The sequence below is a fragment of the Streptomyces sp. NPDC049687 genome (assembly GCF_044465285.1).
Taxonomy (GTDB): Bacteria; Actinomycetota; Actinomycetes; order Streptomycetales; family Streptomycetaceae; genus Streptomyces.
The window spans coordinates 14,439-29,519 of sequence record NZ_JBITLN010000028.1 but is presented as its reverse complement, the minus strand read 5'-3'; the positions used below and the strand labels follow the sequence as shown (position 1 = coordinate 29,519).

Genomic DNA, 15,081 nt, shown 5'->3' with positions numbered 1-15,081 from the left:
CATCGCATCCGGGTGACGCCCCGGCAGCCGGACCCCGCCGGGGACTCCTTCTGCGCCGCCACGCGAGCGAATGACCCCTTTTCTTGCCATTTGCCCCTTAAATGGTGTGGGTGACTTCGACCGACCGCCGTGCCGCGCTCCGGGTGGGTACCGGACTGGTCGCCGGGGGCGCGTTCGCCGCCGCGTGTTCCACGTCCGGCTCCTCCACGGGGCGTTCGTCCGGCCCGTCCCCCGGCGTTTCCTCGCCCGGCTCCCCTTCCGGACCCCCGCGCGGCTCCGCCGCGAGTTCGTCCGGTGCCGTCTCCCCGGGCGCCGGCCGCGCACCCAAGTCCTCCCAGGCCCCCGCGGGCCCCCTGTCCGCCCCCACCCCCCGAGCCTTCCCCGGACAGCCGGCCCAGATCACCCACGGCCCCCGCGACCGCCCCCGCGTCGCCCTCACCTTCCACGGGCAGGGGGAACCGGCCCTCGCCGAGGCCCTCCTCGCCGAGGCCGAGCGGCACGGGGCGCGGGTCACCGTCCTCGCCGTGGGCACCTGGCTCGACCAACACCCCGGTCTCGCCCGCCGCATCCTCGACGGCGGCCACGACCTCGGCAACCACACCCACCGCCACCTCGACATCAACGCCATGAGCGAGGCCGAGGCGAGGAGCGAGATCGTCGTGTGCGCGGCCCGCCTGAAGAAGCTCACCGGATCCGTCGGGACCTGGTTCCGTCCTTCCCGTACCGCCCGTGCCTCCCCGCTCGTGGAGCGGCTGGCCCGGGACGCCGGTTACCCGCACGTCCTCTCCTACGACGTCGACTCCCTCGACTTCACCTCACCCGGCGGCCCCGCCGTCGCGGCCACCGTCCTCCGCGAGATCCGGGGCGGATCCGTCGTGAGCCTCCACTTCGGATACCCGGACACACTCGCCGCGCTCCCCGCCGTACTGGACGGACTCGCCCACCGCGGACTGCGCGCGGTCACCACCACGGAGCTGCTCAGTTGATGCACCCCACACTCCTCACCCGCGCCCTGCTCACCACTGCCGCGCTCACCGCCCTCGCCGCCTGCGGCGCCCAGCCGCAGGGCGACCCGGAGCGGGCCACCACCAAGGCCGCCGGTCCCGCCCCGGTGAATCCGGCGAAGAAGAGGCCGGCCGTCGACGGGCTGCCCGGCATGCCGCCCGTCCTCGATCCGAAGGACGTCTACGCCGCCGACCGGCCGAACAAGCTCTCCCCGGTGGTCAAGGACTTCCCGTCCCGGGTCTACGTCCCCAACACCGAGTCCGACACCGTCTCCGTCATCGACCCGAAGACGTACGAGGTGATCGAGACCCTCCACGTGGGGCGGCAGCCGCAGCACGTCGTGCCCTCCTGGGACATGAAGACGCTGTGGGTCAACAACAACCGCGGCCACACCCTCACCCCCATCGACCCCAGGACGGGGAAGGCCGGCAAGGCCGTCGAGGTGCACGACCCGTACAACCTCTACTTCACGCCCAACGGCAAGTACGCCGTCGTCATGGCCTCCCTCGACCGCGAACTCGTCTTCCGCGACCCGCACACCATGAAGCGGATCAAGACCGAGCCGGTCGGCTGTTACGGCGTCAACCACGCCGACTTCTCTCTCGACGGGAGGTACTTCATCGTGTCCTGCGAGTTCAGCGGCGAACTGCTGAAGGTCGACACCGAGAAGATGAAGGTGATCGGGCAGCGGAAACTGCCCTTCGAGGGCGCCATGCCGCAGGACGTCAAGGTCTCGCCCGACGGCAAGCGGTTCTACGTCGCGGACATGATGGCCGACGGGATGTGGATCGTGGACGGCGACAGCTTCGGCAAGCCGAGGTTGCTGCGCACCGGCAAGGGCTGCCACGGGCTGTACGTCAGCCGCGACTCCCGCGAGATGTACGTCTCCAACCGCGGCGAGGGCACCGTCTCCGTCTTCGACTTCACCAAGAACAGGGTCACCAGGAAGTGGAACCTGCCCGACGGCGGCAGCCCCGACATGGGCGGGGTCTCGGCCGACGGCAAGGTCCTGTGGCTGTCCGGGCGGTACGACGCCGAGGTCTACGCCATCGACACCCGCACCGGGAAGCAGCTCGCCCGCATCCCCGTCGGCAGCGGCCCGCACGGCCTCGCCGTCTACCCCCAGCCCGGCCGCTACTCGCTGGGGCACACCGGCATCTTCCGCTGACGGGCGGTCAGCAGGATCTCCGCGCCCACGGGCAGGTACCCCGCCGCCTGGAACGCCCGCACACTGCGGGCGTTCCCCGGGGCGACCTGGGCCCACACCGGTTCGGTGGCCAGCTGCCGGGCGGCGGTCACCAGCAGCCGCCCGAGTCCCCGGTGCCGTACCGGCTCGTCCACCTCGACCGACACCTCCAGTCGCCCGCCGATCCCACGTCCCGTCACCAGCACCCCGCCGTCCGCCGCCCACACGCGTACCTCGTCCCGGCGGCGGCCGGCACAGCGGACCCGGGGATGGCTCCGATCCTCGATCTCCCGCAGCCGCACCGGCGGCACGCCCGGCAGCGGTGATCCCACCAGCACCGCGTCGATCGTCTCCGCGGTACGCCCCGTGCGTGCCATGAGTGCCGACAGGAACCGCGGGTTCATCGAGGCGGACAGGGGATCGCAGTCGACGCGCCGCAGCTCCTCGCGCACCCACGCCGGGTCCTCGTCCGTGAAGACCACCGAGTGCGCGGTGAAGGCGAGGACCCCCGCGTCGCGGCGGGACATCTGCGGCACGACCGTCGTACCGCCGTCGTCCGGCGGGAAGACACCCCGCGCGGCCGCCTCGAGAATGTCCCGCAACGTCTCCACCCGTACTCCCTTGGAACTCCTTGAGTCTCCACCCACTGGAAGGCCCACACTCACACACATGATCGACGACGGCACCGGACTCCTCACCATCGGAGAGCTGGCCCGCGCCACCGGACTGACCGTGCGCACCATCCGCTACTGGTCCGACGAGGGCGTCCTGACCCCCGTGACCCGTTCCACGGGCGGCTATCGGCTCTACGACGCCGACTCCACCGCCCGCCTGGAACTGATCCGGACGCTGCGCGAGCTGGGCCTCGGCCTGGCCGACGTACGCGGGGTGCTCGCGGGGGAGCGGACGGTCGCCGAGGTGGCCGCGACGCACGTGTCCGCGCTGGACGCGCAGATCCGCTCGCTGAGGGTGATCCGTGCGGTGCTGTCGACCGTGGCGCGACGCGGCTCGAGTGCGGAGGAGACGACCCTGATGAACAAGCTGGCACGGCTGTCGGCGGCGGAACGGCAGCGGATCATGGAGGAGTTCGTGGAGGAGGCGCTGCACGGGCTCGACACCGTCGACCCGGACATCCGGGAGCGGATGCGGCGCACGGCCGTCGATCTCGCCGACGATCCGACGCCCGAGCAGGTCGACGCCTGGGTGGAGTTGGCCGAGATGCTCCAGGACCCCGACTTCCGGGCACAGATGCGGCGGGCCGTCGAGTTCAACGCGGCCGACCGGAGCCCGGACGCTCCGCGCGGTCAGGCCATGTGGTTCGCCAAGCGACTGGTGGAACTGGTGGGCCCGGCGCGGGAGCGCGGCACCGCACCCGAGGGGCCCGAGGCCGAGGAGGTGCTGGGGGAACTGTTCGGTGACGCCGACTGGAACGCCGTACTGGAACGCATGACGGCCGGGTTCAACGAGCGCGTCGCCCGCTACCGCGAACTGCTGGCGATCGTCAACCGGCAGGCGGCGCCTCCGCACGCCGAGGACTTCGCCTGGGTGGTCGCCGCACTCCGCGCTCGCGCGGGCCGTTAATCTGACCTGCGGCACTACGCCAGCACGACAGATAAACGCGACACAAAGGGGCGGACCGGTGGCCGACATCGAAGAAGCACGCAAGCACTTCCAGCGCATCGACACGGACGGGGACGGTTTCATCACCGCCGGCGAGTTCAAGACCGCCCTGGCCCAGGAGGGCGACTGGAACGTCACCGAGTCGGTCGCCGAGGCCATCATCAGGACCCGTGACCTCAACGGGGACAAGGTCCTGTCCTTCGACGAGTTCTGGGCATACCTGAACAAGTGAGGTGAGGGGGCGTTCCGCGAGGGGCGCCCTCCTTTCCTGCACGTCATGCGACCGAACGTGTTTGCGACCCGGGTCAGGGGCAAAGCGAAGTCCATGACTGAACCGAACTCCGAGACGAAACAGGAGCACGCCGCCAGGCGTGCGACCGCATCCAAGGCCCGGCGCGCGGCGGACAAGGCGACCGCCCCCGTCGCAGGGGCCGCGAAGAGTGCTGCGGACAAGGCGGATGACGCCGCGTCGGCCGCCAAGTCCGGGGCCGAGCGTTCCGCCGACACGGTCGGCGGTGCGGCGCACGGTGCGGCCCGCGGCGTCGAGGCCGGCCGTCAGGCACTGGTGGCGACGACCGGCCAGGTCGCGGCCACGGCCAAGGCGGCCACCGGGCAGGTCGCCGCCACGGCGAAGACCGCCTGGACGGTGATCGCCCACCGCAAGCTGATCGCCGCCGGTGTGGGCGCAGGCGTGACCGTGCTGACGGCCGCGTCGTACGCGGCGGGCCGCCGCTCCGGCCGTCACACCCACGGCCCGATCACCCGGCTCACCGGCGGCCGGATCTGACGCTCCGCGTGCGCGGTGGGCCCGGCGGCCCCCTTCCCGACCGGGCCCGCCGCGCCGAACCGGGGAGGCGGCCCGCGGCCCCCGCGGCAACTCCCGGGCAGTCGGTCGGGTCCACGCCACGATGAACCGCCCCACCCGGGACACACGCCCCAAGTGAGGACGCCGAGGGGCTATGGGCGTGGCACCGCGGTACGGGACCACGCCCGTGGGAGCCACCGGGCGAGGGCCGTGGAATAGCCGGCGGCTGACCCGGGTTGACGCCCTCGAGATGCATGCACATGCATCCAACCGAGTGCACGTATGGACGCATCGACGACGGGAAGGCCCTGGCATGAAGATCGGCATCATCGGCGCGGGCAACATCGGCGGCAACCTCACCCGGCGGCTCACCGCCCTCGGCCACGAGGTCTCGGTCGCGAACTCACGCGGACCGGAGACCCTGACGGAACTCGCCGAGGAGACCGGCGCGACACCCGTCACCGTCGAGGAGGCGGCCCGCGGCGCGGAGGTCGTCGTCGTCACGATCCCGCTCAAGGCGATCCCGAGCCTGCCCTCCGGCGTCCTCGACGGGGCGGCCGGGGACGTGGCGGTGATCGACACCAACAACTACTACCCGCAGCAGCGCGACGGCCGTGTCGCGGCGATCGAGGACGAGGGCCTCACCGAGAGCCGCTGGACCGAGCGCCACCTCGGCCACGCCGTCATCAAGGCCTTCAACGGCACCTACGCCCAGGACATCCTGGACCGCCCGCTCCCCGCCGGCGCGCCCGACCGCATGGCCCTGCCGGTGGCCGGGGACGACGAGGCGGCCAAGGCGAAGGTCCGCGCCCTGATCGACGAGCTCGGCTTCGACACCGTCGACGCGGGCGGCATCGACGACTCCTGGCGCCAGCAGCCCGGCACCCCGGTCTACGGCCTGCGGGGCGGCGTGGACGAGGTCACCAAGGCCCTGGCGGAGGCGAGCCCGGAGCGCACGGAGGCGTTCCGGGGATAGCTACACGACCTCCAGGGGCCGGTGCGGCCCGTCCGGCAGCTCGACCGTGATCGGATCCCCGGGCCGCACCACGCCCCCGCTCAGTACGACGCTCATGATCCCGGACCGGAAGACCGGACGTCCGTCCGCGTCCCGCCCGACGACCTGCTTCAGCAGCCCCTTCCGGAAGCGGTCGATCTGCGCGCAGGGATTGCGCAGCCCGGTCACCTCGACCACCGCGTCCGCCCCCAGCCGCAGCCGCGCCCTCACGGGCAGCCCCAGCAGATCCAGCCCCCGAGTGGTCACGTTCTCCCCGAGCTGCCCGGCCCCCACCTCGAACCCGGCCGCCCGCAGCTCCTCGAACAACTCCTCGTGCATGAGGTGCACCTGCCGCAGATTCGGCTGCGTCGGATCCCTCTCCATCCGGAACCGATGCTTCACCGTCACCCCGGCATGCACGTCCCCCTCCACCCCGAGCCCCGCCACCAGCGTGATGCTGTCCCGGTTGGGCTTGGTGAAGGAGTACGTACCCTTCCTGCTGACAGCACTGACCGACCCACTCATCCTCAGCAACTCCCCTCTCCCCGCGATTCCTCCCGAACCGCAGGTCGGAGCCTACGGGGAGGCGGTGCCGTCGGACAGGGACCGCGGTGCGCACCGCCGCCGGGACATCCCCGACAGGCAGCGGCACCGGAGCCGGCGCCAGGGGTCCGTTCCCTCAGCACTCGATGATGTTGACCGCCAGCCCGCCCCGGGCCGTCTCCTTGTACTTCACGCTCATGTCGGCGCCCGTGTCCTTCATCGTCTTGATGACCTTGTCGAGGGAGACCTTGTGGGAGCCGTCGCCGCGCATGGCCATGCGGGCGGCGGTGACCGCCTTGACCGCGGCCATGCCGTTGCGTTCGATGCAGGGGATCTGGACCAGGCCGCCGACGGGGTCGCAGGTGAGGCCGAGGTTGTGTTCCATGCCGATCTCGGCGGCGTTCTCGACCTGCTCGGGGCTGCCGCCCAGGACCTCCGCCAGCGCGCCCGCCGCCATCGAGCAGGCGGAGCCGACCTCGCCCTGGCAGCCGACCTCGGCGCCGGAGATCGAGGCGTTCTCCTTGAAGAGCATGCCGATCGCGCCGGCGGCCAGCAGGAACCGTACGACGCCCTCCTCGTCCGCGCCGGGGACGAAGTTGACGTAGTAGTGCAGGACCGCCGGGATGATGCCGGCCGCGCCGTTCGTAGGGGCCGTCACCACCCGGCCGCCGGCCGCGTTCTCCTCGTTCACCGCCATCGCGTACAGCGTGATCCACTCCATGGAGTGCGCCAACGGGTCGCCCTCCGCCCGGAGTTGGCGGGCCGTCATGGCGGCGCGGCGGCGGACGCGCAGGCCGCCCGGCAGGATGCCCTCGCGGGACATGCCGCGGGAGACACAGTCCCGCATCACCTGCCAGATCTCGAGGAGGCCCTCGCGGATCTCGCCCTCAGTGCGCCAGGCCCGCTCGTTCTCCAGCATCAGGGAGGAGATCGACAGACCGGTCTCCTTCGTCAGACGCAGCAGCTCGTCGCCCGTGCGGAAGGAGTACTTCAGGACCGTGTCGTCGAGCTTGATGCGGTCCGCGCCCACCGCGTCCTCGTCCACGACGAAGCCGCCGCCCACCGAGTAGTACGTCTTCGACAGCAGCTCCGACCCCGAGGCGTCGTGGGCCAGGACCGTCATGCCGTTGGCGTGGTAGGGGAGAGCCTTACGGCGGTGCAGGACGAGGTCGTCGTCGAAGGAGAACGGGATCTCGTGCCCGCCCAGCAGGTTCAGGCGGCCCGATTCCTTGATCCGCTCCACCCTGTCGTCCGCCGTCTCCACGTCCACCGTGCGCGGCGAGGAGCCCTCCAGGCCCAGCAGAACCGCCTTCGGGGTGCCGTGGCCGTGGCCGGTGGCGCCGAGCGAGCCGTACAGCTCGCAGCGGACCGAGGCGACGCCGTCCAGCAGACCCTCGTTGCGCAGGCGCCGCGCGAACATGCGTGCCGCGCGCATCGGGCCGACCGTATGGGAGCTGGACGGGCCGATGCCGATCGAGAACAGGTCGAAGACCGAGATGGCCACGGGAGACTCCTAGGGTTACGGCGGACGCCGCTGTCCGTCGGGTGGTGCAGAAGGGTTCTCGCCGGGTGCCCCGCCCACCCGTACACGCAAGAGTGTGCGGGGCAGCCGCCGAAAGGGAACTACTTGTTCAGAACGGGGTACAGCGGGTGCCTGTCGGCCAGGGCCTTGACCCGTGCCTTCAGCGACTCGGCGTCGTAGGACGGCTTCAGCGCCTCGGCGATCACATCCGCCACCTCCGCGAAGTCCTCGGCCGTGAAGCCGCGGGTCGCGAGGGCCGGCGTGCCGATCCGGAGACCGGAGGTGACCATCGGCGGGCGCGGGTCGTTCGGGACGGCGTTGCGGTTGACCGTGATGCCGACCTCGTGCAGGCGGTCCTCGGCCTGCTGACCGTCCAGCTCGGACTCGCGCAGGTCGACGAGGATGAGGTGGACGTCGGTGCCGCCGGAGAGGACGTTCACGCCGGCCTCCCGGGCGTCCGCCGCCGTCAGGCGCTCGGCGAGGATCCGCGCACCGTCCACCGTACGGCGCTGGCGCTCCCTGAAGTCCTCCGAGGCCGCCACCTTGAAGGAGACCGCCTTCGCCGCGATCACGTGCTCCAGGGGACCGCCCTGGAAGCCCGGGAAGACGGACGAGTTCAGCTTCTTCGCGAAGTCCTTCTTGGCGAGGATGACGCCGCCGCGGGGGCCGCCGAGGGTCTTGTGCGTGGTGGAGGTGACCACGTGCGCGTGCTCGACGGGGTTCGGGTGCAGGCCGGCCGCGACCAGGCCCGCGAAGTGCGCCATGTCCACCCACAGGTACGCCTCGACCTCGTCGGCGATCCGGCGGAACTCCGCGAAGTCCAGCTGCCGCGGATACGCCGACCAGCCGGCGATGATCACCTTGGGGCGGTGCTCCTTGGCGAGCTTCTCGACCTCGGCCATGTCGACCAGGCCGGTCCCGGCGTCCACGTGGTACGCGACCACGTTGAACTGCTTGCCGGAGAAGTTCAGCCGCATCCCGTGGGTCAGATGGCCGCCGTGCGCCAGGTCCAGGCCCAGGATGGTGTCGCCGGGCTGGGCCAGCGCGAACAGGGCCGCCTGGTTGGCGGAGGCACCCGAGTGCGGCTGGACGTTGGCGTACTCGGCGCCGAACAGCTCCTTGATCCGGTCGATCGCGATCTGCTCGGCCACGTCGACGTGCTCGCAGCCGCCGTAGTAGCGGCGGCCCGGGTAGCCCTCGGCGTACTTGTTGGTCAGGACCGAGCCCTGCGCCTCCATCACCGCGAGCGGAGCGAAGTTCTCCGAGGCGATCATCTCGAGCGTGGACTGCTGGCGGTTCAGCTCGGCGTCGACCGCGGCGGCGATCTCCGGGTCGAGCTCGTGCAGGGGCGTGTTCAGAACAGTCATGTGGGTCCTCAGCCGGCGGTGAAGGCGGTGTACTCGTCGGCGGAGAGCAGCTCCTCCGGCTCGCCCGCGACGCGTACCTTGAACAGCCAGCCGCCCTCGAAGGGGGCGGAGTTCACGAGCGCCGGGTCGTCGACGACGTCCTGGTTGACCTCGACGACCTCGCCGTCCACCGGCGAGTACAGGTCGCTGACCGACTTGGTCGACTCCAGCTCACCGCAGGACTCGCCCGCGGTCACCGTGGAGCCGGCCTCCGGGAGCTGGACGAAGACCACGTCGCCGAGCGCGTTGGCCGCGTGCTCCGTGATGCCGACCGTCGAGACGCCGTCCTCGGCGGCCGACAGCCACTCGTGCTCCTTGCTGTAGCGCAGCTGCTGGGGGTTGCTCATGGCCTGAATTCTCCTGTACGCGGGAGTGTGCTGATGAAGGGGGGACTACGGAACACGTGCGTGAGCAGCGGAAATGTGCGCAGGGTCACGCGCACCCACCGCTGTCAGTCTCTACTTCCGGCGCTTGTAGAAGGGCAGCGCCACGACCTCGTAGGGCTCGTGACTGCCCCGGATGTCCACGCCGACGCCCGGCGTGCCCGGCGCCGCGTGGGCGGCGTCGACGTACGCCATAGCGATCGGTTTGCCCAGCGTGGGGGAGGGGGCGCCGGAGGTGACCTCGCCGATCACCTCGCCGCCCGCGACGACCGCGTACCCGGCGCGCGGCACCCGGCGGCCCTCGGCGACCAGGCCGACCAGCACGCGCGGCGGGTTCTGCGCCGCACGCCCGGCCGCCTCGGCGAGCGCCTCGCGCCCGACGAAGTCGCCCTCCTTCTCGAACTTCACGACCCGGCCGAGCCCCGCGTCGAAGGGCGTCAACGACGTGCTCAGCTCGTGCCCGTACAGCGGCATGCCCGCCTCCAGACGCAGCGTGTCCCGGCAGGACAGACCGCAGGGGACGAGACCGGCACCCTCGCCGGCCTTGGTCAGCGCCTGCCACAGCTCGACCGCGTGCTCCGGCTTCACGAACAGCTCGAAGCCGTCCTCGCCGGTGTATCCGGTGCGCGCGATCAGCGCGGGGACTCCGGCGACGGTGCCGGGCAGGCCCGCGTAGTACCTCAGGCCGTCGAGGTCGGCGATGGGGGCACCTCCCGGATCGAGCGAAGTCGAGACTCTGGGGGAGAGCGCCTTGACGATCGCCGGCGAGTTCGGGCCCTGGACGGCGATCAGGGCGTAGGCGTCCCGGTCGTCGCGCACCTGGGCGTCGAAGCCCTCGGCGCGCTCGGTCAGGGCGTCCAGCACCACCTGGGCGTTGGAGGCGTTGGCGACCACCATGTACTCGGTCTCGGCGAGCCGGTAGACGATCAGGTCGTCCAGGATGCCGCCGTCGGCCCGGCAGATCATGGTGTAGCGGGCGCGGCCCACGCCCACCGAGGCGATGTCGCCGACGAGGGCGAAGTTCAGCAGGGCGGCCGCCTGCGGACCGGTCACGGTGATCTCACCCATGTGGGAGAGGTCGAAGAGCCCGGCCTTCGTACGGACGGCGTTGTGCTCGTCGCGCTCGGAGCCGTAGCGAAGGGGCATGTCCCAGCCGGCGAAGTCGGTCATCGTCGCGCCGAGCGAGCGATGCAGGGCATCGAGCGCGGTACGACGGATTTCGGTACTGCTCATCGGACGGTCGTCTCCCAGGGCAATGACGGGCGAGGTCGTTCCTCCCCATCTGTCATCGGAACCTGAGAGGTTCGCCATGACCACGAACGTGACCACGGTTTGCACCTTGGGTGGGGCCACCGCAGACGGCGGCCCGCTTTTCAGATGTGCCTCGCCCGCGCGGTAACGGGGCCTGAGAGATTCAAGGGAGGGACTTGCTCCTTCGGCGCCCCGGCGAAACTGCTGCTGGGGACTCTCCCGCGCGGATTCAAACGGCCGGTATGCAGTTGGCGCGCACATCATTGCACGCATCGCCCGTCCACGGCAGGGCGGCATCTGTAACCGGGCTGTGGCAGGACGCGCACGAAATGGCGAGACAGCGGGTATTACCTTCTCTTTACACTTGACGGGCATGGGATCTCCGAGCCCCAGGGGAGGACGATCACGGTGAACAGGACCACGGCGTACGCCACGACCACGGGCATCGCACTGCCGAAGCAGCCCGCCGTCCCGGCCCGCGACCAGTGCGCCGAGCGCCCGGCACCCGTCGTCCGCGACCTGCGCGAGCGGGCCGGCCACAGCCCGCACGGCCTGCTCTTCGGCCCGCGTGACCTGGTCGTCGTCACGGGCTTGCCCGGCAGCGGCAAGTCCACGCTCATGCGGCGCGCGGTCCGTGGCATCCGTATCGACTCCCAGGACACCCGCGACCGCTGGGACGCCCGCGCCCCGCGCTTCCTGCCCTACGCCGTCTACCGCCCCCTGGTCCGCCTCGCCCACTACGCCGGACTGCGCCGCGCCCTGCGCACCGGCGAGGGTGTCGTCGTCCACGACTGCGGTACGCAGACCTGGGTGCGCGACTGGCTGGCCCGCGAGGCCCGCCGCCGCGGCGGCACCCTGCACCTGCTGCTCCTCGACGTCAGCCCGGACACGGCGATCGAGGGCCAGCGCGAGCGCGGCCGGGGCGTCTCCCGGTACGCGTTCCTGCGCCACCGCAGGGCCGCCGCCCGCCTCATCCGCTCGGCGGAGAAGGGCCGACTGCCCGCGGGTATCGGCTCGGTGGTCCTGCTCGACCGTCCCGCGGCGGACACCCTGAGCCGGATCGCCTTCACGGGCTGAGCCCCACCGACCCCGGCAAGCGGGACTCCAAGGGCCGAGGAAAGTCCCCCGACACCCGCTAGCCTTTCAGCCACAGCAGCGGTTCCCAGCAGGCGGTAGGCAGATGGACTTCCCCCCGGCGGACTTCCCGGTCTCCCCGGACTTCCCGGCGCAAGCACACCCCCACCCGCACGGCGGATGGCCCGGCAACGAGCTGGAGGAGGTGCTCTCCGCCTCCCTCGGCGTGCCCGGCGCGGGCGGACGCATCGTGGAGGTGCTCGGCCGCAGCTTCGTCTGGGTGCCCCTGCCCAGCGGCGGCGGCCCGCACAGCGGCCCCCTCGACCTGCCGACGCTGGAGCTCGAGGGCCAGGCGTACGTGCCGGTGTTCAGCTCCGAGGAGCAGTTCCGGCAGGTCGTCGGCTCCCACATGTCGTTCACGATCGCCCCGGCCGTCGAGTTCGCCCGCGGCTTGCCTCCGCAGGTCGGCATCCTCGTCAACCCGGACGGAGTCGTGGGCATCCCGTTGCCGCCGCCGGCCGTGGCCGAGCTGTGCCGGGCCGGCCGCACCGTGCTGGACGGCCCCGCGAGCGGCGGCCGAGTCCGCCTCTTCGAACCCGACTGGCAGGACGACCCGGTGGACTTCCTCTCCGCCGCCTCCGCCGAGTTCGAGACGACGGGCGTGGTCCTCACGGCCCGCCGCTGCCTCGCCGTCGTCGAAACGGCCGACCCCGTCATGTTCGTGGGCGTCGAGGTCACCCACCTGGACGGCGACCTCCGCGAACTCCCCCTCGACGCCCTGGGCCGGGCGATGGGCCGGGTCCCGGTCAAGTGGCCCGTCAACCTCATCCTCCTGGACGTGGCCCAGGACCCGGTGGCCGAGTGGATGAGGGAACGCGTCCGCCCCTTCTACACGCGCTGAGGGGCCCCTCCAGGGCGCGGGGCCGTATCGATGTGCGGCTCCGCCGCCGGGCGCGACCGGCCACACACGACCCGCACTCGCGAACGCACAACGGGTCCCGGGCTCCAGGGCGCTTAAGCTGGACTCCGACGCGGGGCAAGACAGAAGAAGGGGCGGTAAACGGTGAGCGCCAGCGGCATCGCGGCCGGACAGGTCGAACACATGCTGCGCCAGGTCACACCCGGGCGCTACGACGCCTACGAGGCTCTCCTGCGCGCGCTCGCGACCCCCGCCTCCGGCCAGGTCTGGATGCTCCTGTGGCACGGCCAGGCCGGTTCCCCGGACGCCCAGTACGGGAACATGGAGGTCGACGGCCACGGTTACGCCCCCTGCGTCACCTCCGCCCAGGAACTGAGCGCCAGCGGCTGGAACCGCTCGTACGAGGTGATCGACGGAGTGGACGTGGCCCGCACGCTCTACCCCGACCACTACGGCCTCTGGCTGAACCCGCACGCGCCGGGCGGCGGCGTCGGCATCCCCTGGCTGGATCTGCGCCGCATCGCGACGGGCCTGGACCGTCAGCCCGCCGGCCCCCTCCGCCTCTCCGAACCCGGCATCGAGATCCCCCAGTTCTACGCCCTGCTCGCGCAGAACGCCCACCGCACCCCTGCGGTGCGCGCGTTGCGCCGCGCCTGGGTTCAGCCCGCCCTGGGCGCGCCCTATCTCGCCATCGGGCTCGACGTGTACGACACCTCGCCGCCGGCCGTGGACGCCGTACGGGCGATGATGCAGCAGTCGATCGGGGCCGTACCGGACGGGCTGCCGGTGTCGACGGTCGCCATGACCGACGAGCACGACCCGGTCGTGATGTGGATGCGCGCCAACGCCCGCCCGTTCTACGACCGTGAGGCCCACGTCCCCGCCGCACCGGCGCAGGCGCCCGCGGGCGGGTACGGCTACCCGCCCACCGGTCGTTACTGAAACCGGGCAATCCGCGTACCCCGGACATGAGTCGGGTGCGCGCGACCGTGTCGCCCCCGGACATCGTCGTCCCCTCGTTCCGCGTGTTCACCCGGAGATCTTCGCGCGTAGATGACGACGATAGATACGGTTCCGGGTAGTTGTGTCCGGTTACGTCGCCGTCCGCCCCCCGTTACCCATCGTCCGGATAACGGAATCCCTTTACCCGCATCACGTTTACGCATCCTTTCGCCGCCAACTCTGGCTACAGATCGCCAAAGCGTTGAAGACTCCCGGTCCAGGGGACTTCGTCCCTGTGTACGACGGACGATCACGCCGCCACAGCGGCAAGTGTGGGCCGGCCACCGCCGGTTGAGAGGGGTCCCTGCCAGATGACGGCACCATTGCACGAGCCGACCGCGGAAGCGGCCCCGAGCGCGGCCGACGAAGCGGCGGTCGCCACCGCCGGCGCCAAGGCCGTTCAGGGCCGTTCCCTGGGCCGGATCGCCTGGGAGCGCCTCAAGCGGGACAAGCTCGCCCTGACGGGCGGCATCGTGGTGCTCGTCCTGGTCGTGGTGGCGGTGCTCGCCCCGGTCCTCACCAACCTGCTCGGCCAGGACCCGAACGAGTATCACGAGAACCTCATCGACCCGCTGTTCGGCACCCCGACCGGCTCCCTCGGCGGCATCAGCGGCGACCACCTTCTCGGCGTCGAACCCGTCAACGGCCGCGACATCCTCGCGCGCGTCCTCTACGGCGCCCGGATCTCGCTGCTGGTCGGCTTCCTCTCCGCCATCGTCGCGGTCATCCTCGGCACCGTCCTCGGCATCCTCGCCGGCTTCTTCGGCGGCTGGGTCGACTCCGTGGTCAGCCGCGTCATGGACGGTCTGCTCGCCTTCCCCCAGCTGCTGTTCATCATCGCGCTGGTCTCCGTCATGCCGAGCAACCTGCTGGGGCTCACCGGTTCCAGCGTGCGCGTCTTCGTGATGATCGTGGTCATCGGCTTCTTCGGCTGGCCGTACATCGGACGCGTGGTGCGCGGTCAGACCCTTTCACTGCGCGAGCGCGAGTACGTGGAGGCCGCCCGCTCCCTGGGCGCCGGGCGGCTGTACATCCTCTTCAAGGAACTGCTGCCCAACCTCGTCGCCCCGATCGTCGTCTACACGACGATGATGATCCCCACCAACATCCTCACCGAGGCGGCCCTCAGCTTCCTGGGCGTGGGCGTCAAGCCCCCCACCGCCTCATGGGGCCAGATGCTCTCGAGCGCGATCGACTACTACGAGTCCGACCCCATGTACATGGTGGTCCCGGGTGTGGCGATCTTCATCACCGTGCTGGCCTTCAACCTCTTCGGCGACGGCGTGCGGGACGCGCTCGACCCGAAGGGATCCCGGTGACCCACCGGACCACCGAGCCACCCGCACCGCCGCACCACACCCGCACGACAGC

The 15,081-nt window shown here is 71.2% G+C and carries 16 protein-coding genes and 1 riboswitch; of the genes, 10 read left to right on the top strand and 6 right to left on the bottom strand.

Translation table 11 applies throughout. The annotated features are described in order from the left end of the window. Positions 1-110: 110 nt before the first annotated feature. Both ACIBVL_RS42105 and ACIBVL_RS42100 read left to right on the top strand, forming a co-directional pair. The gene (locus ACIBVL_RS42105) at positions 111-986 is read left to right on the top strand and encodes a polysaccharide deacetylase family protein (RefSeq protein WP_399106376.1); all 876 of its coding nucleotides are present in this window, start codon (positions 111-113) and stop codon (positions 984-986) included. After that, entirely contained in the window at positions 986-2,173 is a 1,188-nt protein-coding gene (locus ACIBVL_RS42100) for a YncE family protein (protein ID WP_399106374.1), read from the top strand. The genes ACIBVL_RS42105 and ACIBVL_RS42100 overlap by 1 nt, the downstream gene beginning before the upstream one ends. Here ACIBVL_RS42100 and ACIBVL_RS42095 read toward each other — a convergent pair. Beyond that, positions 2,140-2,802 (bottom strand): GNAT family N-acetyltransferase, encoded by a 663-nt coding sequence (locus tag ACIBVL_RS42095; RefSeq protein WP_399106372.1) that lies wholly within the window; start codon positions 2,800-2,802, stop codon positions 2,140-2,142. The genes ACIBVL_RS42100 and ACIBVL_RS42095 overlap by 34 nt on opposite strands. A 58-nt stretch (positions 2,803-2,860) precedes the next feature. Here ACIBVL_RS42095 and ACIBVL_RS42090 point away from each other — a divergent pair, with 58 nt between their 5' ends. The 4 genes from ACIBVL_RS42090 to ACIBVL_RS42075 all read left to right on the top strand — a co-directional run bounded on the left by ACIBVL_RS42090 (position 2,861) and on the right by ACIBVL_RS42075 (position 5,592). Then, on the top strand, positions 2,861-3,772 hold the full coding sequence (locus ACIBVL_RS42090) for a MerR family transcriptional regulator (RefSeq protein WP_399106370.1): 912 nt from the start codon (positions 2,861-2,863) through the stop codon (positions 3,770-3,772). 58 nt (positions 3,773-3,830) lie between these two features. Further along, positions 3,831-4,043, top strand: a complete 213-nt coding sequence (locus ACIBVL_RS42085) for an EF-hand domain-containing protein (protein WP_399106368.1) — start codon at positions 3,831-3,833, stop codon at positions 4,041-4,043. A gap of 93 nt (positions 4,044-4,136) precedes the next feature. After that, complete coding sequence (locus tag ACIBVL_RS42080; protein WP_399106366.1) at positions 4,137-4,598, top strand: hypothetical protein; 462 nt, start codon at positions 4,137-4,139, stop codon at positions 4,596-4,598. A gap of 172 nt (positions 4,599-4,770) precedes the next feature. Beyond that, the gene (locus tag ACIBVL_RS42075; protein WP_399106364.1) at positions 4,771-5,592 is read left to right on the top strand and encodes an NADPH-dependent F420 reductase; all 822 of its coding nucleotides are present in this window, start codon (positions 4,771-4,773) and stop codon (positions 5,590-5,592) included. On the opposite strand, the gene ACIBVL_RS42070 is transcribed toward ACIBVL_RS42075, so the two are convergent. From ACIBVL_RS42070 to gcvT, 5 genes are all read right to left on the bottom strand, one after another. Next, positions 5,593-6,135 carry an MOSC domain-containing protein gene (locus ACIBVL_RS42070; RefSeq protein WP_399106362.1) on the bottom strand — a complete coding sequence of 181 codons (543 nt, stop codon included), beginning with the start codon at positions 6,133-6,135 and terminating at the stop codon, positions 5,593-5,595. A 154-nt stretch (positions 6,136-6,289) separates the two neighbouring features. After that, positions 6,290-7,657: an L-serine ammonia-lyase gene (locus tag ACIBVL_RS42065; RefSeq protein WP_399106360.1), complete on the bottom strand. Its 1,368-nt coding sequence runs from the start codon at positions 7,655-7,657 to the stop codon at positions 6,290-6,292. Positions 7,658-7,776: 119 nt separating this feature from the next. Then, positions 7,777-9,042, bottom strand: coding sequence for a serine hydroxymethyltransferase (gene glyA / locus ACIBVL_RS42060; RefSeq protein ID WP_399106358.1), 1,266 nt, complete (start codon positions 9,040-9,042; stop codon positions 7,777-7,779). 8 nt (positions 9,043-9,050) lie between these two features. Further along, the gene (gcvH, locus tag ACIBVL_RS42055) at positions 9,051-9,428 is read right to left on the bottom strand and encodes a glycine cleavage system protein GcvH (RefSeq protein ID WP_399106356.1); all 378 of its coding nucleotides are present in this window, start codon (positions 9,426-9,428) and stop codon (positions 9,051-9,053) included. A gap of 111 nt (positions 9,429-9,539) precedes the next feature. Continuing rightward, complete coding sequence (gcvT, locus tag ACIBVL_RS42050) at positions 9,540-10,697, bottom strand: glycine cleavage system aminomethyltransferase GcvT (protein WP_399106354.1); 1,158 nt, start codon at positions 10,695-10,697, stop codon at positions 9,540-9,542. A gap of 150 nt (positions 10,698-10,847) precedes the next feature. Then, a riboswitch (glycine riboswitch) is annotated at positions 10,848-10,947 on the bottom strand. A 176-nt stretch (positions 10,948-11,123) separates the two neighbouring features. On the opposite strand from gcvT, the gene ACIBVL_RS42045 reads away from it, so the two are divergent. The 4 genes from ACIBVL_RS42045 to ACIBVL_RS42030 all read left to right on the top strand — a co-directional run bounded on the left by ACIBVL_RS42045 (position 11,124) and on the right by ACIBVL_RS42030 (position 15,029). Continuing rightward, a complete protein-coding gene (locus ACIBVL_RS42045) occupies positions 11,124-11,792 on the top strand; it encodes an AAA family ATPase (protein WP_399106352.1) in 669 nt (222 codons plus the stop codon). 103 nt (positions 11,793-11,895) lie between these two features. Continuing rightward, positions 11,896-12,690 (top strand): enhanced serine sensitivity protein SseB, encoded by a 795-nt coding sequence (locus tag ACIBVL_RS42040; protein ID WP_399106351.1) that lies wholly within the window; start codon positions 11,896-11,898, stop codon positions 12,688-12,690. 162 nt (positions 12,691-12,852) lie between these two features. Continuing rightward, positions 12,853-13,650: an enhanced serine sensitivity protein SseB C-terminal domain-containing protein gene (locus ACIBVL_RS42035; RefSeq protein ID WP_399106350.1), complete on the top strand. Its 798-nt coding sequence runs from the start codon at positions 12,853-12,855 to the stop codon at positions 13,648-13,650. Positions 13,651-14,021: 371 nt separating this feature from the next. Then, the gene (locus ACIBVL_RS42030; protein ID WP_399106349.1) at positions 14,022-15,029 is read left to right on the top strand and encodes an ABC transporter permease; all 1,008 of its coding nucleotides are present in this window, start codon (positions 14,022-14,024) and stop codon (positions 15,027-15,029) included. Positions 15,030-15,081 lie beyond the last annotated feature (52 nt).

Excerpts from the sequence above, each read along its gene's own strand:
- ACIBVL_RS42100 (WP_399106374.1), top strand. The coding sequence starts at position 986 with ATGCACCCCACACTCCTCACCCGCGCCCTGCTCACCACTGCCGCGCTC.
- ACIBVL_RS42090 (WP_399106370.1), top strand. The coding sequence starts at position 2,861 with ATGATCGACGACGGCACCGGACTCCTCACCATCGGAGAGCTGGCCCGC.
- ACIBVL_RS42080 (WP_399106366.1), top strand. The coding sequence starts at position 4,137 with ATGACTGAACCGAACTCCGAGACGAAACAGGAGCACGCCGCCAGGCGT.
- ACIBVL_RS42075 (WP_399106364.1), top strand. The coding sequence starts at position 4,771 with ATGGGCGTGGCACCGCGGTACGGGACCACGCCCGTGGGAGCCACCGGG.
- ACIBVL_RS42070 (WP_399106362.1), bottom strand. The coding sequence starts at position 6,135 with ATGAGTGGGTCGGTCAGTGCTGTCAGCAGGAAGGGTACGTACTCCTTC.
- glyA (WP_399106358.1), bottom strand. The coding sequence starts at position 9,042 with ATGACTGTTCTGAACACGCCCCTGCACGAGCTCGACCCGGAGATCGCC.
- gcvH (WP_399106356.1), bottom strand. The coding sequence starts at position 9,428 with ATGAGCAACCCCCAGCAGCTGCGCTACAGCAAGGAGCACGAGTGGCTG.
- gcvT (WP_399106354.1), bottom strand. The coding sequence starts at position 10,697 with ATGAGCAGTACCGAAATCCGTCGTACCGCGCTCGATGCCCTGCATCGC.
- ACIBVL_RS42040 (WP_399106351.1), top strand. The coding sequence starts at position 11,896 with ATGGACTTCCCCCCGGCGGACTTCCCGGTCTCCCCGGACTTCCCGGCG.
- ACIBVL_RS42030 (WP_399106349.1), top strand. The coding sequence starts at position 14,022 with ATGACGGCACCATTGCACGAGCCGACCGCGGAAGCGGCCCCGAGCGCG.